Source organism: Thermococcus sp. (assembly GCF_026988555.1).
GTDB lineage: Archaea > Methanobacteriota_B > Thermococci > Thermococcales > Thermococcaceae > Thermococcus.
The window spans coordinates 20,940-42,436 of record NZ_JALSLB010000038.1; the positions used below are offsets into that span (position 1 = coordinate 20,940).

24 protein-coding genes are annotated in these 21,497 nt (G+C 51.9%); 17 read left to right on the forward strand and 7 right to left on the reverse strand.

Annotated features, from left to right (window positions below; genetic code table 11):
* Positions 1-40 precede the first annotated feature (40 nt).
* From MVK60_RS05595 to MVK60_RS05645, 11 genes are all read left to right on the forward strand, one after another.
* The gene (locus MVK60_RS05595; protein WP_297437318.1) at positions 41-373 is read left to right on the forward strand and encodes a TIGR04076 family protein; all 333 of its coding nucleotides are present in this window, start codon (positions 41-43) and stop codon (positions 371-373) included.
* Positions 330-1,403 (forward strand): GTPase, encoded by a 1,074-nt coding sequence (locus tag MVK60_RS05600; RefSeq protein ID WP_297437320.1) that lies wholly within the window; start codon positions 330-332, stop codon positions 1,401-1,403. Before MVK60_RS05595 ends, MVK60_RS05600 begins: the two co-directional genes overlap by 44 nt.
* A 5-nt stretch (positions 1,404-1,408) precedes the next feature.
* Complete coding sequence (gene trm14, locus MVK60_RS05605; RefSeq protein WP_297437386.1) at positions 1,409-2,506, forward strand: tRNA (guanine(6)-N2)-methyltransferase; 1,098 nt, start codon at positions 1,409-1,411, stop codon at positions 2,504-2,506.
* A 112-nt stretch (positions 2,507-2,618) separates the two neighbouring features.
* Positions 2,619-3,758, forward strand: coding sequence for a phosphate ABC transporter substrate-binding protein PstS (gene pstS / locus MVK60_RS05610; RefSeq protein WP_297437322.1), 1,140 nt, complete (start codon positions 2,619-2,621; stop codon positions 3,756-3,758).
* 44 nt (positions 3,759-3,802) lie between these two features.
* Positions 3,803-4,582, forward strand: coding sequence for a sugar phosphate isomerase/epimerase (locus MVK60_RS05615; protein WP_297437324.1), 780 nt, complete (start codon positions 3,803-3,805; stop codon positions 4,580-4,582).
* Positions 4,579-5,295, forward strand: a complete 717-nt coding sequence (locus MVK60_RS05620; protein WP_297437326.1) for a metallophosphoesterase — start codon at positions 4,579-4,581, stop codon at positions 5,293-5,295. The genes MVK60_RS05615 and MVK60_RS05620 overlap by 4 nt, the downstream gene beginning before the upstream one ends.
* A gap of 1 nt (position 5,296) precedes the next feature.
* Positions 5,297-6,211 (forward strand): phosphate ABC transporter permease subunit PstC, encoded by a 915-nt coding sequence (pstC, locus tag MVK60_RS05625; RefSeq protein ID WP_297437328.1) that lies wholly within the window; start codon positions 5,297-5,299, stop codon positions 6,209-6,211.
* Positions 6,198-7,037, forward strand: coding sequence for a phosphate ABC transporter permease PstA (gene pstA, locus MVK60_RS05630; RefSeq protein WP_297437330.1), 840 nt, complete (start codon positions 6,198-6,200; stop codon positions 7,035-7,037). The genes pstC and pstA overlap by 14 nt, the downstream gene beginning before the upstream one ends.
* Positions 7,034-7,810: a phosphate ABC transporter ATP-binding protein gene (locus MVK60_RS05635; protein ID WP_297437332.1), complete on the forward strand. Its 777-nt coding sequence runs from the start codon at positions 7,034-7,036 to the stop codon at positions 7,808-7,810. The genes pstA and MVK60_RS05635 overlap by 4 nt, the downstream gene beginning before the upstream one ends.
* Positions 7,807-8,400, forward strand: a complete 594-nt coding sequence (locus MVK60_RS05640) for a phosphate transporter PhoU (protein ID WP_297437334.1) — start codon at positions 7,807-7,809, stop codon at positions 8,398-8,400. Before MVK60_RS05635 ends, MVK60_RS05640 begins: the two co-directional genes overlap by 4 nt.
* 18 nt (positions 8,401-8,418) lie before the next feature.
* On the forward strand, positions 8,419-9,021 hold the full coding sequence (locus MVK60_RS05645; protein ID WP_297437388.1) for a phosphate uptake regulator PhoU: 603 nt from the start codon (positions 8,419-8,421) through the stop codon (positions 9,019-9,021).
* 19 nt (positions 9,022-9,040) lie between these two features.
* On the opposite strand, the gene MVK60_RS05650 is transcribed toward MVK60_RS05645, so the two are convergent.
* Positions 9,041-9,724: a fumarylacetoacetate hydrolase family protein gene (locus MVK60_RS05650; protein WP_297437336.1), complete on the reverse strand. Its 684-nt coding sequence runs from the start codon at positions 9,722-9,724 to the stop codon at positions 9,041-9,043.
* 107 nt (positions 9,725-9,831) lie between these two features.
* Positions 9,832-10,986, reverse strand: coding sequence for a tryptophan--tRNA ligase (locus MVK60_RS05655; protein ID WP_297437338.1), 1,155 nt, complete (start codon positions 10,984-10,986; stop codon positions 9,832-9,834).
* A 169-nt stretch (positions 10,987-11,155) separates the two neighbouring features.
* On the opposite strand from MVK60_RS05655, the gene MVK60_RS05660 reads away from it, so the two are divergent.
* Positions 11,156-12,001, forward strand: coding sequence for a DMT family transporter (locus MVK60_RS05660; RefSeq protein WP_297437340.1), 846 nt, complete (start codon positions 11,156-11,158; stop codon positions 11,999-12,001).
* A 72-nt stretch (positions 12,002-12,073) separates the two neighbouring features.
* Here the strand turns inward: MVK60_RS05660 and MVK60_RS05665 are convergent, their stop codons facing one another.
* Positions 12,074-13,483 carry a CoA-binding protein gene (locus tag MVK60_RS05665; RefSeq protein WP_297437342.1) on the reverse strand — a complete coding sequence of 470 codons (1,410 nt, stop codon included), beginning with the start codon at positions 13,481-13,483 and terminating at the stop codon, positions 12,074-12,076.
* 190 nt (positions 13,484-13,673) lie between these two features.
* Between MVK60_RS05665 and MVK60_RS05670 the strand changes: the two genes are divergently transcribed.
* From MVK60_RS05670 to MVK60_RS05685, 4 genes are all read left to right on the forward strand, one after another.
* Positions 13,674-14,249, forward strand: coding sequence for a winged helix-turn-helix domain-containing protein (locus MVK60_RS05670; RefSeq protein ID WP_297437390.1), 576 nt, complete (start codon positions 13,674-13,676; stop codon positions 14,247-14,249).
* Between the two features lie 24 nt (positions 14,250-14,273).
* Positions 14,274-14,576, forward strand: coding sequence for a DUF211 domain-containing protein (locus MVK60_RS05675; RefSeq protein WP_297437344.1), 303 nt, complete (start codon positions 14,274-14,276; stop codon positions 14,574-14,576).
* A gap of 2 nt (positions 14,577-14,578) precedes the next feature.
* Positions 14,579-15,136 carry a transcriptional regulator gene (locus tag MVK60_RS05680; RefSeq protein WP_297437346.1) on the forward strand — a complete coding sequence of 186 codons (558 nt, stop codon included), beginning with the start codon at positions 14,579-14,581 and terminating at the stop codon, positions 15,134-15,136.
* A gap of 155 nt (positions 15,137-15,291) precedes the next feature.
* A complete protein-coding gene (locus MVK60_RS05685; protein ID WP_297437348.1) occupies positions 15,292-16,668 on the forward strand; it encodes an alpha-amylase in 1,377 nt (458 codons plus the stop codon).
* Positions 16,669-16,720: 52 nt separating this feature from the next.
* Here MVK60_RS05685 and MVK60_RS05690 read toward each other — a convergent pair whose 3' ends face one another.
* The 3 genes from MVK60_RS05690 to MVK60_RS05700 all read right to left on the reverse strand — a co-directional run bounded on the left by MVK60_RS05690 (position 16,721) and on the right by MVK60_RS05700 (position 19,218).
* A complete protein-coding gene (locus MVK60_RS05690) occupies positions 16,721-18,163 on the reverse strand; it encodes an NAD(P)H-hydrate dehydratase (RefSeq protein WP_297437392.1) in 1,443 nt (480 codons plus the stop codon).
* 187 nt (positions 18,164-18,350) lie between these two features.
* Positions 18,351-18,584 carry a hypothetical protein gene (locus MVK60_RS05695; protein WP_297437350.1) on the reverse strand — a complete coding sequence of 78 codons (234 nt, stop codon included), beginning with the start codon at positions 18,582-18,584 and terminating at the stop codon, positions 18,351-18,353.
* Positions 18,585-18,654: 70 nt separating this feature from the next.
* Positions 18,655-19,218, reverse strand: coding sequence for a [protein ADP-ribosylglutamate] hydrolase (locus MVK60_RS05700; RefSeq protein ID WP_297437394.1), 564 nt, complete (start codon positions 19,216-19,218; stop codon positions 18,655-18,657).
* A gap of 111 nt (positions 19,219-19,329) precedes the next feature.
* Between MVK60_RS05700 and MVK60_RS05705 the strand changes: the two genes are divergently transcribed.
* Positions 19,330-20,160 (forward strand): hypothetical protein, encoded by an 831-nt coding sequence (locus tag MVK60_RS05705; RefSeq protein WP_297437352.1) that lies wholly within the window; start codon positions 19,330-19,332, stop codon positions 20,158-20,160.
* A 1-nt stretch (position 20,161) separates the two neighbouring features.
* Here MVK60_RS05705 and MVK60_RS05710 read toward each other — a convergent pair whose 3' ends face one another.
* Complete coding sequence (locus tag MVK60_RS05710; protein WP_297437354.1) at positions 20,162-21,436, reverse strand: amidohydrolase family protein; 1,275 nt, start codon at positions 21,434-21,436, stop codon at positions 20,162-20,164.
* Positions 21,437-21,497: the final 61 nt, after the last annotated feature.

Below are 21,497 nucleotides of genomic sequence, written 5' to 3' on the forward strand. Positions count from 1 at the left end.
CTTTTTGAATCTTCATCTTTATTTAGATTTCGGTGATGTTATGGAGAGAATAGAGGTTACAGTTAAGGAGATACGCGGGAAATGTCCGGTTTTCAAACCGGGCGACAGAATAACGGTAGAGGGGCCCTCAGTGAGGCTGGAAGAGACCGATGCGATTTGCACCCATGCATTTGCATCGCTACTGCCGTACATAGTTGCCCTGCGAAAGGGTATTAAGCCGAGAGAGTTAGGCTTAGGCAGGGGAGAGAAAGCTTACATCCAGTGCCTCGACCCCGGGCTGCCATACACCGATGGCGGGACTGTGATCTTCGAGATAACGGTGGTGAGAGATGAAGCAGAGGAAGGCGTGGAGAGTGGTGAGAGAGGTAGTTGAGGAGGCAGATATCATTGTTGAGGTAGTTGACGCTCGCGACCCCATCGGAACGAGAAACAGAAAGCTTGAGAGGCTCGTTCAGGAGGAGGGCAAGCCGCTCCTCATCGTTATGAACAAGGCAGATTTGGTGCCCAAGGAGTGGACAGAGGAGTACAAGAGGAGGAGCGACCTTCCGGTCGTTTTTATAAGCGCCCGTGAGAGAAAGGGGACAGGAATCTTAAGGAAAGAACTCAAAAAGCTCGCAAAATCCTTGCTGGATGAGAGGGAGAGGGTTAAGGTCGCCCTCATAGGCTACCCCAACGTTGGAAAGAGCACGATAATCAACACCCTAAAGGGCAAGAGGGCAGTCGGGACCGCTCCAATACCTGGCTACACGAAGGGGAAGCAGCTGATAAGGCTCAGCAAGAGGATATGGCTCCTCGACAGCCCGGGAGTTGTTCCCATCGATGATTTCGACGAGCTGGTGATTAAGGGCGGCTTTCCAGCCGATAAGATAGAGGAACCTGTAAAGCCGGCCCTCAAGCTCATCTCCAGAATCCTGGAAACGAGGAAGGAAGCGATAACCGAGAAGTTCGGAATAGAGGAGTTCGAGAGCGAGGAGGAAGTTCTCAGAAAGATAGGGGAGAGGAGGGGTTTGATAAAGGCCAGAGGAGAGGTTGACTTGGAGGAGACTGCGAGGTGGTTCCTGAGGGAGTGGCAGACGGGTCGCTTCACGCTCTTCACTAACGAGAAAGAGAGAAACCGGGACTTCGCGTGGGGCTTCAAGGAAATCCTCGATGGAGTTGAGAGGGAACTCCTCCTCGATCCAAGGAGAATACTCTGGCGATTTGAGGACGAGCTCTGGGAGAAGCTAGATGGCCAGAAGAAAGCGGGAATCAGGGAGATAGAGGGAGTAATCGTTGGCATAGCGACCGGGTTTAAAAAGTGCGACTCAGCGGTTAAGTTCCTCGAGGAGCTGACCGGCAAGCACGTTTTAGCGAGCGAGTGCTTCGGGAAGAAGTGGAAGGGAGTAATAGCGATAATGGAGTGATGGGTATGAGACTCCTCCTAACGACCTCACAGGGGATAGAAGACCTTGCGAGGGCCGAGGTCGAGAACCTGCTCTCGGAATTAGGAGTTCCGTTTCGGGTGGAGGAGAGGCCTTTGGGCGTCGAGGGGAGGCTTCTGGCTGAGGTCGGCGAAGCTTTCTACACCGACGAGAAGGGAAGAAAAAGGGAGCTTAGCGTTTCAACCTATCTTAACGAGCGCTCAAGGCTCCTCCACCGCGTTATAGTTGAGATAGCGAGCGAGCGTTTTGAGGGAATAGGTGAAGAAGAGCCCGAGAAGGTGTTGAGGAGGATAGAAGAGTTTGTCTCAGAGCTTCCGGTGGAGCGTTTCGTCAAGGTGAGCGAGAGCTTCGCGGTTCGCTCTTTCCGGAAGGGGGAGCACAGGATAACAAGCATCGATATATCCAAGACCGTCGGAAAGGCGATATTCGAGAGGCTTGAGCGCTTTGGCAGTCCAAAGGTGAACCTCGACCATCCTGCGGTGATTTTCAGGGCGGAACTTATAGGAGACGTCTTTTTTCTCGGGATAGATACCACCGGAGATAGCTCGCTCCACAAGAGGCCCTGGCGCGTTTACGACCACCCTGCTCACCTTAAGGCCAGCATAGCGAACGCACTCATAGAGCTGGCTAATCCGGAGGGAGGCCCATTTATGGACCCCTTCTGCGGTTCGGGAACTATTCCAATTGAGTTGGCTCTAAGAAGTTACACAGGTGAGATAACCTGCCTTGAGAAGTTCAGGAAACACCTTTACGGGGCGAAGATGAACGCCTTGGCGGCCGGAGTTAGGGATAGAATAGAGTTCCTCCTCGGCGACGCCACGAGGCTGAGCGAATACGTTGAGAGCGTTGACTTCGCGGTGAGCAACCTCCCCTACGGGTTGAAGATTGGGCGGAAGAGCTCCATTCCGCGGCTCTACATGGACTTCTTCGGTGAGCTCGCCAAGGTTTTGGGGAAGAGGGGAGTCTTCATAACCACTGAAAAGAGGGCGATAGAGAGGGCGATAACCGAGAACGGCTTTGAAATCAAGCACCACAGGCTTATCGGCCACGGCGGGCTGATGGTTCATCTATATATTATCATGTGATCTATTTGTTCTATATATCCATACCCGCACAAATATAGTTAAATATATTTAACTATATTCTATTGCGGCAATCTTTATATTTTCACCGTTTTATTCTCAAAACGGTGATACCATGAAAAAGGCCTTCGCCCTGATGGCTGTTGGAATCCTCCTGTTTGCCGTCCTTTCAAGCGGCTGCATAGGAGGCAGTACCTCGACCCAGACTCCCACGACGGTTACCCAGAAGGAGACTGTCACAGCAAAACCGGTTGTTTTGAGAACCACAGGAGCAACATTTCCGATGTACCAGATTCAGAAGTGGATTGAAGTTTACCAGAAGCTCAATCCCGATGTTAAGATCGAATATGAAGGTGGAGGCAGCGGGCACGGACAGGAGGCTTTCCTCAAGGGCTTGACCGACATCGGAAGAACAGATCCTCCCGTTAAGGAGGATGTGTGGAAGAAATTCCTAGCCACAGGAGATCAACCGCTACAGTTTCCCGAGGTTGTTGGAGCAGTTGTTGTATCGTTCAACGTTCCGGGGGTTAAAGAACTCAAACTCAGCAGGGAAGTTTTAGCTGAGATATTCCTCGGTGAAATCCAGTACTGGGATGATCCAAAAATAAAGAACCTCAATCCTGATGCAAAACTTCCGCACGAAAAAATCATAGTCGTGCACAGGAGTGATTCAAGCGGAACAACCGCCATATTCACAACTTACCTCAGCCTGATAAGCAAGGAGTGGGCTGAGAAAGTCGGTGCTGGAAAAGTAGTAAACTGGCCCGTCGATAAGATGGGCAGGGGGCTGGCAGGAAAGGGCAACCCCGGTGTCGTTGCAATTCTCAAGCAGACCAAATACAGCATAGCATACACGGAGCTCTCATATGCGATTAACGAAAACCTTCCAGTCGCTGCCCTTGAGAACAAGGCCGGCAAGTTCGTTAAACCAACGGAGGATACCATCAAGGCAGCTGTTGCAAATGTCAAAGCGTTCATACCAAGCCCCACGGAGGGCTACAAAGAAAACCTCAAGCAGCTTCTTGATGCTCCGGGTGATGAGTCCTATCCGATTGTGGCATTCACCCATATGCTGGTGTGGGAAAACAAGAACGGAAAGCACTACAGTCCGGAGAAAGCTAAGGCCATAAAGGCCTTCCTCAAATGGGTTCTCACGGAAGGCCAGAAACCGGAGAATCTCGCTCCCGGCTACGTTGGTCTCCCGAAAGAAGTTGCTGAGATAGGTCTCAAAGCAGTTGATATGATACAGGGGTGATTTTTCATTATTTCACTTTACCTTTTTGACTGGAGGGTAAAGAAATGAAAGTCGGCGTAAACTCCTTCATAATCAGGGAGATTTCAGGCCACGGCTTTTCTGTAGATGAGCTTCCGGTTGATGTAATCGAGCTGGGCTTTGATGATATGCCGGTTTTAACTCCCTCCGGAATAAACTGGGAGGTACTGCACGAGCTCCTCTCTCTCAACGTTGATTTCACGCTTCATGCTCCCTGCTCCGATGGAAAGAACATCAAACTTGATCTCGGGGTAAATTCGAGAAAAAATATCAGAATAATGGAGAACGTTTTCAGAATAGCCCAGATCCTTGATGCTGAATACGTTGTTGTTCATGGAGGAGATATCCGGAACAACTATCACAGGGCATTTATAAACACAAAGAGGCAGCTCATGGAAATAGCAACGATAGCCGAGGAATATGAAGTGAAGCTCGTCATGGAAAATCTAACTGACAACAGGATCGGGGCTTTTCCACACGAGCTACTCCCGTTCCTCGAAAAAAATGTTTCAGTATGCCTCGACATAGGACATGCATTTCTGACATCACTGAAATACAGGCTTGATATCGGGGAATACTTCCTGCTCGATGATATAGAGCATGTGCACCTTCACGACAACAGCGGTGCGAGAGATGAGCACAGGGCTATGGGTGAAGGCCGCATCGATTTCAACAATATTCTTCCGAAAATACTGTTTAGAAAGCCAAAGAACATCATCTGGGAGATCAGAGAGTATCAGAAAGCGGATAATATCATCAAAAGCATTCTATCAGTTAAAAGTCCCAAAATCCGGGTGGTTCGATGAGATTCGTACATGTAACGGATATACATACAGTATCAACGGAGAGGGAATGCCGGGAACTCTATGGTATATCACTCAATCCAAGAATGGCTCTGCTAAAGGCAGCAAAATGGATCAAAAAATTGAATCCAGAATTCGTGGTGGTCACGGGGGACATAGCGGCCATGGCAGATAAGAGCTATGCAGACCGGGTGCTGGGCTGGTATCTCACATTCAAGGAGTTTTTTGTGGGGCCCCTTGAGAGGAGAGGGATTAAGGTGTTCCTGATTCCGGGAAATCATGATGTCAACAAAGCTTTCGGGCTTGATGTTTATAAAGCCCTCTTCGGGCAGGACAGCTATTTCGTTGATATCAATGGAACGAGGCTCATCTTCATAACACCTAAGATGAGGACAAGAAAATGCAGACCAACAGATGAACTGATAAACTGGCTCAGGGAGATTGTAACCCCAAGATCCATCCTATTCTCCCATTATCCACTTTCCCAGTGGAAAAGAAAGGAGGAAATACTTGACATTATTGACGGAAATGTGATCGGATTCTTTTCGGGCCATCTTCACAGAAACGGCCTCAGGCTTGACAATGGCTTTCCGGAAGTGCAGACCTCAGCGCTCTCCGGCAGCTGGTGGAATCTGTGGGGAGATGAGGGGAGCATCAGAATAGTCCGGGTGGATCAGAGAGGAATCTCATCAAAAATAGTTTCGGCAGGTGGTTGATATGAGGGACAGACTGAAACTGATCCTGTTTCCTGCGGTAATTTTTGTTTTTGTGCTCTTTGCTCTGATGCTCGGGGTTTACTTTTACAACTCAATGCCAATATTTCACAGGGAGGGTCTTGACATATACCTGAAGAACATCTGGAACGCTGCGGAAGAGGCGGAGAAAGAGTACTACGGAATTCTGGCGGCAATCTGGGGAAGTGTCTATACATCCCTCGTGGCACTCATTATAGCTCTTCCCCTTGCAACAGCATACTCAATATTCGTCGTTGATTATTCCCCCAAAAAGCTCAAGAACATCCTCATAATACTCTCGGACGTGATGGCTGGCCTGCCAACAATTATCTACGGTATATGGGGTGTGTTTGTCCTCGCACCACTCCTGAGAAGATACATCATGCAGCCCCTCCACGACCACTTTTCGTTCATACCCTTCTTTTCGTACCCCCCTCTATCCGGCTTTTCGTACTTTTCGGCCGGAGTCCTCCTCGGAATAATGGTAACACCCTTTGCCTCTGCCATAATAAGGGAAGCATATCAGATGATACCCTTCACATACAGAGAAGCAGCCTACAGCCTCGGCACAACCAAACTTGAGGCAACAAAAATACTCCTCGGATACATACGGCCGGCAATATATTCCGGGACAATACTGGCATTCGGCAGAGCTGTCGGAGAAACGGCGGCGGTTAGCCTCATTATAGGAAACACGTTTAACCTGACACTCGCTCTGTTTGCACCGGGATATACGATATCCTCATTGATAGCAAATCAGTTCGGGAACGCCTTTATCTACAGCTACATGACATCCGCACTGTTTGCCGCAGGTCTTGCACTGTTTGTTATAGGACTTGCCGTCAATATCCTCGGAATTCACATGCTGAGGAGGTGGGAACGCAATGTCAAGCTATGATTACAGCACAAGGAAAATCAAAGAAAAGGCATTCCTGCTTATCGTCGCATTTTTGACGTTCACAATGTTCATTCCACTGTTCCATATCTTCCTCACCGTTTTCATCAGAGGATTTCCGGTTCTGGCTGAGAACGGGACAAAATTCATAACCGGCACCTTTCAGGACGGAGGAATAGGGCCGGCCATCCTCGGGACACTGATGCTCGTTGTTCTCGCATCCCTCCTGGGACTGCCGGTCGCATTGCTCGTCGGAATCTATGCCTATGAATACCCCCGGAGCAACATCGGAAAGATAACAAAAGCCATCCTCCAGATAATGCTGGAATTCCCAACAATACTCGTCGGAATCTTTGTAATGCAGATCCTCGTGTTTCCCATGGGCTCATATTCCGCCCTGGCCGGGGCTCTGTCACTGGCAATAATAATGATGCCGTATATAGCGGTGTATACAACGGAGGCACTCAGGCAGATACCCTTCACCTACAGGGAAGCCGCATTCGGTATGGGTCTGACGAGGATTAAAGTGGTTTTCAGAATTCTTATTCCCATGGCAAAGAGAGGTATCCTGACAGGTGTTCTGATAGGAATTGCAAAGGTTGCCGGAGAAACCGCACCCCTCTTATTCACCGCCGGCGGAGCATACCAGACGTACTATCAGGGCATCACAAAACCCGTGGGTGCAATTCCCCTTTTGATATACCAGCTCATCCAGAGTCCGAGCAATGAATACCACGAGATAGCATGGGGAGCTTCACTCGTGCTCCTCATAATATTCCTCGCACTGTTTATTCCGGTAAGACTGAGTCTTAAGGAGGTGAAATTATGAGCATAACCTCAGCCGACCTCGCAATTGAAACCGTCAGGCTGAAGATATGGTACGGGGATAACATGGTTATAAAGGGAATCAATCTCAAGATTCCAAAAAACGTTGTATTTGCCCTGATGGGTCCGAGCGGATGCGGAAAATCAACCCTGTTAAGGGCGTTTAACAGACTCCTCGAACTCAGAGAAAACACAAGGGTTGAGGGTGAGGTCAGACTGTTCGGGAAGAATATTTACAGGGAGGATGTGGATCCCATTGAAATAAGGAAAGACGTTGGCATGGTCTTCCAGTATCCGAATCCCTTCCCCCACCTAACGATTTACGACAACGTTGCAATTGGTGTTAAGCTCAACGGACTTGTTAAGAACAGAGAGGAGCTTGATAAAAGAGTTGAGTGGGCTCTAAAAAAAGCAGCGCTCTGGGATGAGGTGAAGGACAGGCTCAGGGATTATCCTGCAAACCTGAGCGGGGGGCAGAGGCAGAGACTCGTCATTGCACGGGCACTGGCCATGAAACCTAAAGTGCTGCTGATGGACGAACCCACAGCAAATGTTGACCCTGTCGGCACAAAGAAAATTGAAGAGCTGCTCTTTGAGCTGAAGCAGGATTACACAATAGTCCTCGTTACCCATTCACCCGCCCAAGCCGCCCGTATAAGCGATCACGTTGCATTCCTCTACCTCGGAGAGATCATTGAGGTGGGCCCAACAAGAAAGGTTTTCGAGAATCCAGAACATGAGCTAACCGAGAAGTATGTAACGGGGGCACTTGGATGAAATCACGGCTTTTCAGGGAAATCCAAAATCTCTTCGAGGAACTGGGGAATACCGCTATGGATGCACTTTGCCCTGAAACGATTGGGGATGAGGTCAGAACGGAGGAGCTTCTATGGAAAGCGGCTGATCTAAGAGAAAAGCTCAATGATAAAACCATAGAGGCCTTAATACGATATCAGCCCCTCGCAAGGGATATGCGGTTCATAAGGGCGGTTCTCGGCTCGACATATGACACATACAGGGTGGTGCGTCATGCCTCACGGATCAATGTTGTTCTGAATATCTCACCCGACGAAAAGGCTGAGCATGTCGCGCGTGATGTGTTTAACCTGATCCGCCCGTGGTTAAACCACGGAATATCCGCGATTGGCAGGGATGCCCGGATACCCGTGGATGATCTTCCCTTTTTTGAGTCTTCGTTCGAGGAACTGTGGGAGCATTTCTCGAAAACAGATGATCCAAAAATCATGGCCGTGCTCATTCATGGAGAGGGAATATTCAATCATACAAAACACATTCTAAGCTCCGCCCTGTATTATCAGCTGGGGAGGAAGGGGCTGGAAAAGTCCCCCATACTTCTGATAACCTGAAACATTAAGGTGGTGGCTATGAGAAAACTGCTTGAGATTGGTATGGAGCAGATAAGAAAGCTGCTGAGGGAAATGGGAAACCATGCACTGGAGTCCCTCAACTCGGTTGAAAAAAGCATGGATGGCAGATTTGACTCCACAGAAGAGATTGCAAGCAGACTCCATATACTTAGGGGAGAGGTTCTTGACATCGCTACAGAGCTGCTCGTCAGGTATTCCCCGATGGCGGGTGATCTGCGCTTCATACAGAGTGCAATAGATGTTAGCTATGACCTGTACAGGATATCGAGGTATGCCATGGAAATAGAACGCACCCTCAAGATTACCGGTGTCAGCTGCCCCTTTGAAAGCTCAAGGCATGCCCTCAAAATTGTGAGGGATATGGTCGAGCTGGCGGTTAATGCTTTCCTCGAAGGGGATGAGGTGGCTATTGGAAGGCTTATGGAGATGGACAGGGAAGTCGATGGGCTCTACATAAACTCGATAGAACTGCTAACAGAGGACTCAAGTCCATGTGTGGCCGTTGAGGCTCTCATAATACGGCACCTTGAGAGGATAAGCGACCATGCCAAGTATATAGGCGAGGCTACAATCTATGTAAAGGAGGGAAGAAGGATTTAGGAAAAAAGAGCTCAAAACCTCATTGATGTTTATTCCCCATTTTTTCAGCTAAGACGTCCTCCTCAAGCTTCCCAATTCCCTCTATCCATGCCTCAACCCTATCACCGTGCCTGAGCGGGCCGACTCCAGCCGGGGTCCCGGTCGCTATTATGTCGCCCGGCTCAAGGGTCATTATGGCCGAGACGTATTCGATTATCTCCTGGACTTTGAATATCATCTCGCTCGTCCTTGCAAGCTGTCTAAGCTGGCCGTTTACCTTGAGGCCGATTTCAAGGTCATCTATGCTCAGTTCGCGTTTATCAACCACCCTCGGGCCGATCGGTGCGAAGGTGTCGAAGCCCTTCGCTATCGTCCAGGGAAGGCCCCTCTCCCTTGCCTCGGCCTGAAGGTCTCTCGCGGTTATGTCAAGGATTACCGTGTAGCCCAGAACGTAGTCCATTGCCTTCTCTTTTGGAATGCGATTCGCGCGCTTCCCGATTATCACCGCAAGCTCAACCTCGTGGTCAACGCGCTTGCTCATCCCCGGCAGGATTATCGGCTCGTCCGGACCGATTAAGGCGCTCGGGGGTTTTAAGAAGAAGACGGGCTTTTTATGGACGTCGCTGTTCATCTCCTTGGCGTGCTCGGCGTAGTTCCTGGCAAGGGCCACTATCTTGCTCGGATGGAGCTCGTAGAAACCGTCCAAGTAAGGAAGCCGTACCATACCATCACCGCCTGTGATTGGGAAGGGAAAAGTTAAACCTTACTGTACGATTGATAGAGGTAATAAGTGGAAACGCCAAAGGTCAAGCGGTGGCGGGAGTTCCAGAACTAACGGAGCGGCTCCGGAATGCTCTTATCCCACTGCTCCCTCGCCAGCTCGCCGGTGTACTTGAACTTCTCGACCTTCTTCTCGGCCTCCTTGCGCTTCTTCTGGTGCTCCTCCAGGAAGTTCTGAACCTTTTCGATGAGATAGCGCTTGCACTGGCCGCAGAGGAGCTCGCCGTTTTTACATGCGTGGTAGCGTTCCATGAGCTTTTTATCATCCTTCTCGAAGAATATCTCCATCCACTTGAAGACGACACACTTCTCGGGTTCGCCGCCCTTTTCACGCTGCTCCTTCGCCGTCGCCCTCCCACCGGTGAGGGCATACTTCCATATCTTCTTGCCGGCCCCCTCCGGGTCGTCGGTGAGGTAGACGGCAGTTTCGGGCTTTGAGGCGCTCATCTTGCCCTCGAGGCCCATCAAACCGGGTACGAACTTTGAGTGAATGGCAGCGGTCTTGTAGTAGCCCAAACTTTCGGCGAAGTCCCTCTGGAGCCTCCAGTACGGGTCCTGGTCTATGGCCGCGGGGATTAAACACCTTTTCTTCTCGAAGAAGGTGGGAGCAGCCTGAATCGCAGGGTAGAATATCATTCCAATCTTGCTCTGCTCCGTGAAGCCAAAAACAGCACGGGCCATCGAGTAGTTTATCTTCTTCGCTATCGGTATCGCCATCTCGTAAATCTTCGTGAACTCGCTGTCCTGGAAGATGAAGGTTTTATCGGGGTCAAAGCCGACCGCTATGATGTCGAGGATGTTGTCGTAGGCCCATCTCTTCGTGTCCTCGAAGGTGAGCCTCTCCTTGAAGAGGAACTTCTCGTCGTCAGTTATCTGGACGTAGAGGTTGACGCCAAACTTCTCCTGGAGCCACCTGGTCGCGAAGAATGGAATGATGTGGCCTATGTGCATTGGGCCGCTCGGACCCCTCCCTGTGTAGAGGAAGAAGCCCTTCCCTCTCTCGTAATCCGCTAAGACCTTGTCGTAGTCCCTGTGGGAGAAGAAGAACCTCCTCCTGAAGTAGATGGGCAACTCGCTCTTGGTCAGTTCTGAGGTCTTCTCTATCAGCTCGTCCGTGAGCGGACTGGTTCCAAATTCCTTTATCAGCTTTGCGTAGTCCACTACACCTTCAACATCCCATGGGGTGACTTTAAACTCGTCGTCCATTCAAAACACCTCCATTTCCAGTGGAAACGAAGCCCAAGGCTAAGCCGAGACAGAAGAGGGAGGCTTCATCAAGGCCAAAAGCAATCACCGGGCATGGGAAGGAAAAGGGAATAAGGGGATTTAAAGTTTTTGGAGAAGCCCATAAAAACCCCACCGCTTAGCTGTCCTCATGAGCCGTGAAACCAAGGGGACACTCCTGGCCTTCATGGTGCTGATCCTGTTAGGGATTGAGCCCGTTGTAATCAAGGCCAACCCCGTCAATCCGCTCTCCTTCGCCTCGCTTTCGGCCTTATTCGCTTCGCTGTTCCTCTGGCCGGTTCTTATGGCAAGAGGCCACGCCCGGGAAATCCTAGAGAAGCCCGAGGAGCTAAAAAAGGCCTTCCTCACGGGCCTTTTCGCAACCGCCATAGCCTATTCCCTCTTTACCTACGGGACGAGGCTGAGTTCCGCCGTAAACTCAGCCATACTGACTCGCTTCGAGGTGTTCTATTCTTTCCTAATCTCATGGCTCCTCCTGAGGGAAAGGATAACTGGAAGGGCTGTGGTTTCGGCCCTAGCCCTAATTGTGGGTGTTTTCCTGGTCGTTGGCCAGGGGAAGAGGCCCGAGTTAATGAAGGGTGACTTTCTGCTCCTTCTAACTCCCCTCTTCTGGCAGCTCGGCCATGCAGTGGCGAAGAGAACTGCCTACAAGCCCCTAACCATAGCAACGCTAAGGAACACCTTCGGAGGGCTTATCCTCCTCGTTCCAGTCCTCTTAAAAGGTTTCGCCTTCACAGGGCTGGCCCTCGCGGAGGGCCTGATCATCGCCCTAACCCAGAGCCTCTGGTATTCCGCCATAGCGAGGATTAATCTCTCGAAGGCGACGGCGATTTTAACTCCGGCACCCGCTTTGACGGTGCTCCTCTCGATTGCAGTCCTCAGGGAGAGCGTTACCCCCCACCACATCGCGGGCTTAACCTTAATAACCGCCGGAACGCTCCTCGTAAGCAGGGAGGAAAGCGGGGTAAAGGAATAGTACCCACCAAAAAACCAACACAAAACGCCATCTTTTGAAAAGAGAAGAACATTAAACGTGATAAAGAAAAAGTCAGAGCTTCCCGTTCTCCATCAGCCACTCCCCGTAGCGGACGAGGGCGTAAACCGCGTCGACACCGTCTTCAACGGTCTCGTAGACGGGAACGCCCTTGAGCTCGATGTTCCTGGCCATCTTGTGCGGGTAAGCTCCGCCAGGGGCAACGAAAACTATTGGCTTGCCGTAGGCCCCCATTCTCTCCATGGCCTCAACGATTCCCCCGTCAAGGGCCGGGCTCTGGAAGAGCGCTATGACAGCGAGGACGTCGACGTTCGGATCTTCTAGGGCGTAGCGCATGGCTATCTCGTAGCGGCTGGATGGAGCGTCGCCTATTACATCTATCGGGTTCCTGTAGCTCATGTGGCGCGGGAGCTTGCCCTCCTCGATGTCTTTCCTAAAGCGTTCGTTGGTTTCCTCGCTCAGCTCCGCGAGTTTCATGCCCTTCTCAAGCAGGCCGTCGCTCATCATGACTCCCGCCCCACCGCCGTTGGTAACTATCGCGACCCTGTTGCCCTTCGCAGGCTTCTGCATAGCCAGGGCCTTCGCGTAGTTGAAGAGCTGGCGCATGTTCTTGGCGCTCAGAACGCCGGTCTGCTCGAAAGCGGCCTTGTATATTTTGAAGGAACCGGCGAGTGAACCTGTGTGGGAAGCGGCGGCCTTCGCTCCGGCCTCGGTCCTCCCGCTCTTGAGCACCACAACGGGCTTCTTGAGGATGACCTCCTTTGCCGTGTTGAAGAACTTCCTCCCGTCCTTGACGCCCTCTATGTAGCCGGTGATGACACCTGTCTTCGAGTCATCACCGAGGTAGGCCATGAAGTCGCTCTCGTCCAGATCGGCCATGTTGCCGAGGCTGATGAACTTGCTCATGCCTATCTTGTGGCTGGCGGCCCAGTCGAGGATTGCAGCACCGAAGGCACCGCTCTGGCTCATGAAGGCGACCTTTCCGAAGGAGGGTCTAGCCTGCCTCTCCGGCGGGTTGAAGTTACAGTCAAAGCCGTTCTCGAGGTTGGTGACACCGAGACAGTTCGGACCAACGAGCCTTATTCCCCACTTCCTGGCGCGTCTGACGAGCTCCTCCTCAAGCTCGGCCCTTCCAGCCTCCTTAAAACCGGCGGAGATGACGACCGCCGCCTTGACACCCTTTCTACCGCACTCGTCTATGACGTCGGGTACGAACCGGGCCGGGACCGCTATTACCGCAACGTCGATCTCACCGGGCACCTCCTGAACGCTCCGGTAAACCCGAAAACTCTTTCCGTGGATTTCTATCTCGCCACCCCTAACGTTGACGGCGTAGACCTTTCCATTGAAACGGAGCGTTATCGAGCGCATTATCGCGTTTCCAACCTTTCCGGGGACGTTTGACGCCCCGATGACGGCAACGCTTTTTGGATAAAACAGGAAATCGAGCTTTGGAGCCTCCATCTTGCCCACCTCCGAAGTTTTTTCGGGAGTCCGTATTTAAATCTTCCCGCACATGGACGTGCACCGAAAGATGGATATTTTATCCATACGCTGGAAGTACGAGGCTTTACTTATATAAACGTTGCGAGGGAAAGGGTTATATTGTAGAACGTTAAAAGGAGGATAGGAACGTTCAAATTGGGTGAGGAAGATGTCGAAGGTTAAGGTCGTTACCGATCCGGAAGTCATAAAATTAATGCTTGAGAGCACAAGGAGGCAGATACTCAGCCTGCTTCGTAGCAAGGAAATGACGATTTCACAGTTGAGTGAGATACTTGGTAAGACCCCACAGACTATATACCACCACATAGAGAAGCTCAAGGAGGCCGGCCTCGTAGAGGTAAAGAGAACCGAGATGAAGGGCAACCTCATCGAGAAATATTACGGAAGGACCGCAGACGCGTTCTACATAAACCTCTACCTCGGCGACGAGGAGCTCCGCTACTTCGCCCGCTCAAGGCTCAAGACCAAACTTGGAATATTCAGGGCCCTAGGGTATGAGTTCGACGATGAGAAGCTCCTGGACATCATGGACAGGCTCCTGAAGAAGGAACACGAGTACAAGACCCAGATAAGCCGGGAGATAGAAGAAAACGAGGAGAGACTCAGGGACGCCTCAGATGAGGACATAATACACGCCATAGAATGGCTCTCGATGGCCCGTATGGCGAGGGATGAGGAATTCAGAAAATTGATGGAGGAACTCGGCAAAACCCTTAAAAAGTGAGGTTTAAAGTGGAAGCGATGGGACATGGCCAGAGGCATAAGATTGTTGGTTTTGGACGTTCTTAAACCACACCAGCCGATCGTTACGGAGCTGGCGCTTGGACTCAGCGAACTTGAAGGGGTTGAGGGTGTCAACATAACTCTCGTTGAGATCGATAAAGAAACCGAGAACATCAAGATAACGATGGTCGGCGATGACCTCGACTACGACGAGATAGTAAGAACAATAGAGGAATTCGGTGGCGTTGTTCACAGCATAGATATGGTGGCCGCCGGGAAGAAGATCGTCGAAGAGGGCGAAACTCCCCAGGACAAGCTGGAGGAGTAACCGTGAGAGAGGTTCTCATCATAACAGACCCCCAGGTAGTTAAGGTGCTCTCCGAGGAAACCCGCTTTGGGATATTGAAGCTTCTGAGGGAGCACCCCATGACGGTCAACGAGCTCAGCCACGCCCTTGGAAAAGAGAGAACAACGATATACCGGCACATTAAAGCACTCGAAAACGCGGGGCTAATTGAGGAATTTGACAACCAGAGGAACGAGAAGGTTTACGCAAGAACCGCGAGGATGTTCTTGATAAAGGCAGAGCCCGACGAGAGCGTGGAGAAGTTCCGAGAGGCCTATCTGCAGGTCGAGGCCGAGAAGCTCGTCATGATACTTGAAAAAGCGGGGTTCAAAATAAGCAACAGGGCCAAGCTTGTGAAGGTTGCCAAGGAAGTCCTCAACGAAATAGAACTCAACTCACAGCCAGTTCTCAAAAGGATCTCCCAGGCGGACGTTGAACTCACCGAGATAGAGTTATTCCATCTCCTCAACATGCTGGTGTTCATGCAGAGCTGCAAACTCTGTGAACGGGCCCGGAGAACCAGAGAACTGATAGAACTATGATGTCACGCCGTTTTTGAAACTGAACGTTCCGTTTTTGGTCCGTAGATGGATGTTCTTTCATATTCTCCAATGAACATTAATGACAAAGCTTAAATATTTCACCGCGAGTGATATATTCTGGGCAGATGGCCCGTTGAGTGCACACGGTGGTTGAGATGAAGAGGGAAGTGTTCGTTCTGTTGCTTGTTCTGGTGGTTTTAACCAGCGTTTCCGCCGTCCCCGTTGGGGCCCAGAGTCTTGAGAACGGGGGAGTGATAATGCAGGCGTTCTACTGGGACGTCCCCGGCGGTGGAGTCTGGTGGAACACCATAAAGGAGAAGATACCAGAGTGGGCCAGCGATGGGATATCAGCGATATGGATTCCGCCAGCGGAGAAAGGGGCGAGCGGCGGTTATTCTATGGGATACGACCCCTACGATTTCTTCGACTTGGGGCAGTACTACCAGAAGGGGACCGTTGAGACCCGCTTCGGCTCGAAGCAGGAGCTAGTAGACATGATAAACACCGCCCACGCATATGGGATAAAGGTAATAGCGGACATAGTCATAAACCACCGCTCGGGCGGTGACAGTGAATGGAATCCATACACAAACAGTTACACCTGGACGGACTTCTCAAAAGTTGCCTCTGGCAAGTACAAGGCTCACTACATGGATTTCCATCCCGACAACTACAGCACCTCGGATGAGGGAACCTTCGGAGGTTTCCCGGACATAGATCATCTGGTTCCCTTCAACCAGTACTGGCTGTGGGCAAGCAACGAGAGCTACGCAGCGTTGCTGAGGAGTATTGGTATCGATGCCTGGCGCTTCGACTACGTCAAGGGTTACGGGGCGTGGGTAGTTAAGGACTGGCTCAACCGGTGGGGTGGCTGGGCCGTCGGCGAGTACTGGGACACCAACGTCGATGCACTCCTCAACTGGGCCTACGCGAGTGGGGCAAAGGTCTTCGACTTCCCGCTCTACTACAAGATGCACGAAGCCTTCGACAACAACGACATACCCGCCTTGGTCGATGCCATCCAGAACGGCGGAACCGTCGTCTCCCGCGATCCATTCAAAGCCGTAACCTTCGTCGCCAACCACGACACCAATATAATATGGAACAAGTACCCGGCCTACGCATTTATCCTGACCTACGAGGGGCAACCGGTCATATTCTACCGTGACTTTGAAGAGTGGCTCAACAAGGACAAACTCATCAACCTCATCTGGATACACGACCACCTCGCCGGCGGAAGCACGAAAATCCTGTACTACGACAACAACGAGCTGATATTCGAGAGAACTGGGTACGGGGACAAACCAGGTCTCGTAACATACATAAACCTCGGAAGTGACTGGGCCAACCACTGGGTGAACCTAGGTTCGAAGTTCGCGGGGGCCACGATCCACGAGTATACAGGAAACCTCGGAGGATGGGTTGACCGGAACGTCCAGTACGACGGATGGGTCGAGCTGACCGCACCACCGTACGATCCATCGAACGGATATTACGGTTACACCGTATGGAGCTACGCCGGCGTTGGATGAGCCTGTTTTATTTAAATTTTTTACTTGTCAAAAGTTATAGAAGCAGAGGAAATTAAAAATCCAGAACCCACTTCACAGCGTGCGGCACCTTCTCCGCAACCTCCAAGGCGGTGAAGTTCTCACCGAGCTCCTCCTTTACTATGCCCCCAGCGAGACCGTTAAGGAAGGCACCGGCTGAAGAGGCCCTTAGCGGTTCGTTGCCGAGCGCGAGCAGAGCGCCAACGAGGCCCGCTAAAACATCCCCGGTTCCACCGGTGGTCATTCCCCTGTTGCCGGTTTTGTTGTACTTCCAGATTTTTCCGTCGCTGATGATGTCATAGGAGCCTTTTAGGAGGATAACGCCGTCAATTTCCCTCGCCTTTTCTTTCACCACATCGGCCTTCTCCGTGAGTGAACCCTCCGGCCTCACTCCGAAGAGAACTTTGAACTCGCCAGCGTGGGGCGTCAGGACGAAGGTCTTGCCCCTAAGAACGCTTAAGTCCCCGGCTATTGCCTTTAGGCCATCGGCATCGATGACCATCGGCTTCTCACAGCGCTTGATGAATTCTCCCACAAACTCCCCGGTTTTCCCGGCGAGACCAATTCCCGGGCCGATAACGACGGCATCGGCCTTTTCTGCCAGTGTCAGAACTTCTTCAAGGTGTTCTTTTGTGAAGTTCTTTCCCCCGACGGGCCTCAAAATTAAGTCGGGATCGCTTATCCGTTTCGCCGGCTCGGAGGGCATCGCCAAGTAAACTAGATCGACAAGGTAGCCCGCGGCCTTGGAAGCGAGATATGGAGCACCGTAGTAGTCCCTGCTCCCACCGATGATGAGCAGTTTACCGTTCTGTCCCTTGTGCTCGCCCTTCTTCCTTAAAGCGAACTTTGCATCACCGGGGCCGACGAGGTGGTAAAGCTCCTTTGGATAACCTATCTTGACCACAACACGCTCGAAGCCTTCATACTCCTCCTTGTCCCACTGGAAGGTCACCGCGAAGTCGGCCTTAACGCGAACCGAGGATGGATAGCCGCTCGGCAGGTCGACGCTAACTATCTTCGCCATTCCCGCGTATTCGTTAATCTTCTCTATCGCGGAGTGTATCGGCTCCCTCGGTTCGCCCCTCGTTCCCGCCCCTAGGAGAGCGTCAACGATGACATCATAACCGCCCAGGTCGAGGGATTTTATGTAATGGGAGTCCTTGAGAACCCTGATCTTCACGAAATCAAGGCCCTTCAGGATTTCCCAGTTGTGCCTCGCTTCCTCGCTCCTTATCTTTGCCTCATCTCCTACGAGGAAGAGTGTGACGTCGTTCTCGAAGCTGAGATGCCGGGCTGCAACGAAGCCATCGCCACCGTTGTTGCCCGTTCCGGAGAAAACCGCTATCCTGAGGCCCCGTCCAAAGCGCTCCTCAACCATTCTCGCGACTCCCGCTCCGGCGTTCTCCATGAGCTGATGGGGGGTAATCCCGAGCCATTTCGCGTTTATGTCCCAGGTGTAAACGTCCTCGATTCGCATGAGTATCACCGTTTGATTCTTAGACCCAAAGTATTAAATCGTTTTCAACCCCCATCCAAGTCGACAACAAGGCCAGCAGAAACAGGAGGCCACACGGAAAGAGCCCACGACGGAGTATCGGCATCGCAGGAGAAGAGCCCCCATAAAAACCCCAGAAAAAGGGGAAAGTTTCAATGCCCACTCAGACCTAGTTATCCCCTGTTTTTTTGGAGTCTGGGGACTGTGAGCTGAGGTACAGCAGTACCGTTATTAGAACCGAACCAAGAACAAAGATCGTAACGACAGTGTCCAGGCCATACAGAGGATTCATAAAGTACAGTGAACCCGAGTAGCTGCCACAGCTCATAGAGAGACACAGGAGCTTCCGGATGGTATAATATAGTATCAAAAAACCCACCATGTAGAGGAACACGAACCCCATAGCAACCTTTTTAATTATTTCTTCACATGATGTGGCCATGATTACCACAAAAGTAAAAATACACCGGAGGTTATAATGTTTTCGCAACCCGATAAAGGGCCTCCCACGCGGTTTTGTACGATTCACCCGAGTACAGCACGAGGTAAACTTTCTCCACACTCCTCGCTTCATTGGAGAACTCTTCGACAGTCCTCCCGAGGGTCTTCACGACCCCTTCCAGCGGGCAGCCGTAGATACCGGCGCTTACCGCTGGAAACGCTATCGTCCTAGCCCCAAGCTCGTCGGCCTTTCTCAACGCGCCGAAAATTGCCTTTCTGAGCTTCTCCCTTTTGTCCTCGTCCCATATCCCGCCGCAGTAGGGCCCAACCGTGTGGAGGACATAACGGATTCCATAACGTTCAAGCTTCATCGCCGGCGTTACGACGACCTCACCGTGCTCAATGAAATCCTTCCCAAGCTGCTTCCTCATGGCTTCCCTGCTCACCTTGATGTACTCACGGGCGTTTCCAGCTGCTGCTTTGGCTATGGCGTAGGCGACGCCACCCCCGTGCTCCAGATGGCGGTTGGCGGCGTTAACTATCGCCTCGGCAGGAAAGCGGGTTATATCCCCACGGACAATCTCAAAGGAAACCATCGGACTCACCGTGATGCAATATTCCTGGGTCCTAAAACGCGTTTCCCCGGACACACGATCAGTGTCAGTAATACTTAAAAACTCTCGATACTGAAAACGAGCGGTGGTAGTATGGAAGCGTTCAATGCCATTGGAGAAGCAATTCACGCTATGTCTAAGGATTCGAGGTTATGGCGTTATCCTCTGTTAGGCTCCACGGCTGCAGCGGTCATGCTGGCCGCTGCCGGCGTTGGTAGCGACGCCAGGTTGGTGGACAACCACCCAAACGTCCCCCTTGTGGTGATCATCACCATCGCTCTCTTGGTCATTCTGATAAAAGTCAGTCTGGTGTACTACCCTGCCAAAGCCTATCAGTACCAAACAACCGAAACCGAGTTCTCCGAGACCGGACTTGCGCTGAGGTCCATCCCAAGGGGCATGATCACGGTGCTGCTCTCCATAGGATACGGAATAGTACTGGGGCTTCTGGTGCTTGTGCTCGCAATACCGTTTATAGTGCTCTACTTCATAATGAAGGGGTTATTCGGCCCAGTGGGTAGCGTGATCGGTGTGATCACCGCCCTCCCCTTAGTAGCCTGGGGGATTGGAGTAGCTGCAATTATGGTGCCGGCGTACATCCTATCTGGGGACCCAGGCGAAGGTTTCAGCATGATCGGCACGGCGTTCAACCTGAAAAAGGAATTCATGGCGTTCGGGGGCATCCTCCTCTTAATAACCCTCGCAACAATCCTCGCGGTCGACGGGATGGAGGAGATATTATCCTGGACGTTTAGGGGACTCCCTGGCGCCCTAGCAGTGGGAAGTGTAGACGGAGCGGCCACTGGTGCCGTAAGTGCCCTGAGCAGCATAGCCGGTGCCGCTATGTACAGATGTCTCTCCAGCGGGCCCGTAAGAATAAAAGAGGATGTGAAAATAGACCCGGACTGGCTGGCCAGCCTCTGAGCTAAGCCAGTTTTTCTATCGTTTTTTCTGCCCCATCAAGGATTCTCTCCTCGTCGAGCGTGAGAACCTCGCGGTCGAGCATTATGATTTTTCCGTCGACTATCGTCGTCTCGACGTCGTTTCCACTGGCAGAGTAGACGAGGTGGCTTATCACGTTGTTCACCGGCCTTAGATGTGGCCTGTTAAAGTCAATGATGATCATATCCGCCAGGTAGTCCTCCTTTATGACACCCGCGTTGAGGCGAAGAGCCCTGGCGCCGTTGATGGTGGCCATTCTAAAGACTGTCTTGGCGTCCGCCACCGTCGGGTCAAGGGTGTGGACCTTGTGGAGCAGGGCCGCTAACTTCATCTCCTCGAGCATGTCAAGGTTGTTGTTGCTCGCTGCCCCGTCCGTTCCGAGGCCGACGTTCACACCCGCGTTGAGCAGCCTCTGGAGGGGCATCACCCCGCTTGCGAGCTTCATGTTGCTGGCAGGGTTGTGGGCGACGGTGACGCCGTGCCTCGCGAGTATCTGTATGTCCCTGCTGTCGAGCCAGACGCCGTGGGCCATAATTAAATCGCTCCCAAGGAAGCCTATCTCATCGAGCAGCACAACGGGGCTCTTGCCGTAGCGCTCCTGAATCTTGCCGAGCTCCGCCATCGTTTCGCTCACGTGAATCGTTATGAGACTGTTATGCTCGTTCGCCAGCTTCCTGACCTCCTTGAGCAGGGCCAGCGAGCAGGTGTAGGGGGCGTGGGGCCCAAAGACGAAGTGAACCCTGTCAGAGTTAAGGTCTTCAATGGCCTTCCTCTCGCGAAGGGCCTCTTTTATCTCATTCCCGGTCTTCTCTGGGTCGCCGAGGTCTATCATCCCGTAGGAGAGGTAGCCCCTCAAGCCGGCTTCAAGAACTGCCTCAGCCACCGCGTCCATCTGGAAGTACATGTCGAGGAAAGCCGTTGTCCCGGTCTTTATCATCTCAAGCGCCCCGAGGTAGGCACCGGCCTTTATATGCTCCCTCGTGAGCTTCGCCTCTCTTGGCCATATGTGGTTCTGGAGCCAGTCCATCAGCGGAAGGTCGTCCGCTAAGCCACGCAGAAGGCCCATCGGGGAGTGGGTGTGCAGGTTTACGAAGCCCGGGGAAACGACCCTTCCCTTCGCATCGATGACGGTATCGGCGGCCTCGTTTATATCCTTGGAAACCTTGGCGATGCGGTTTCCCTCTATGAGAACGTCAGCCCTTATCACCTCAAAGTTCTCGCCGTAGATAACACGTCCGTTTCTTATGAGAATGCTCATGAGCACCACCCCTTTTAAAGAGCCCTGTTTCCGGTGGAAGTTAAAAAGGTGTCGGGAATAA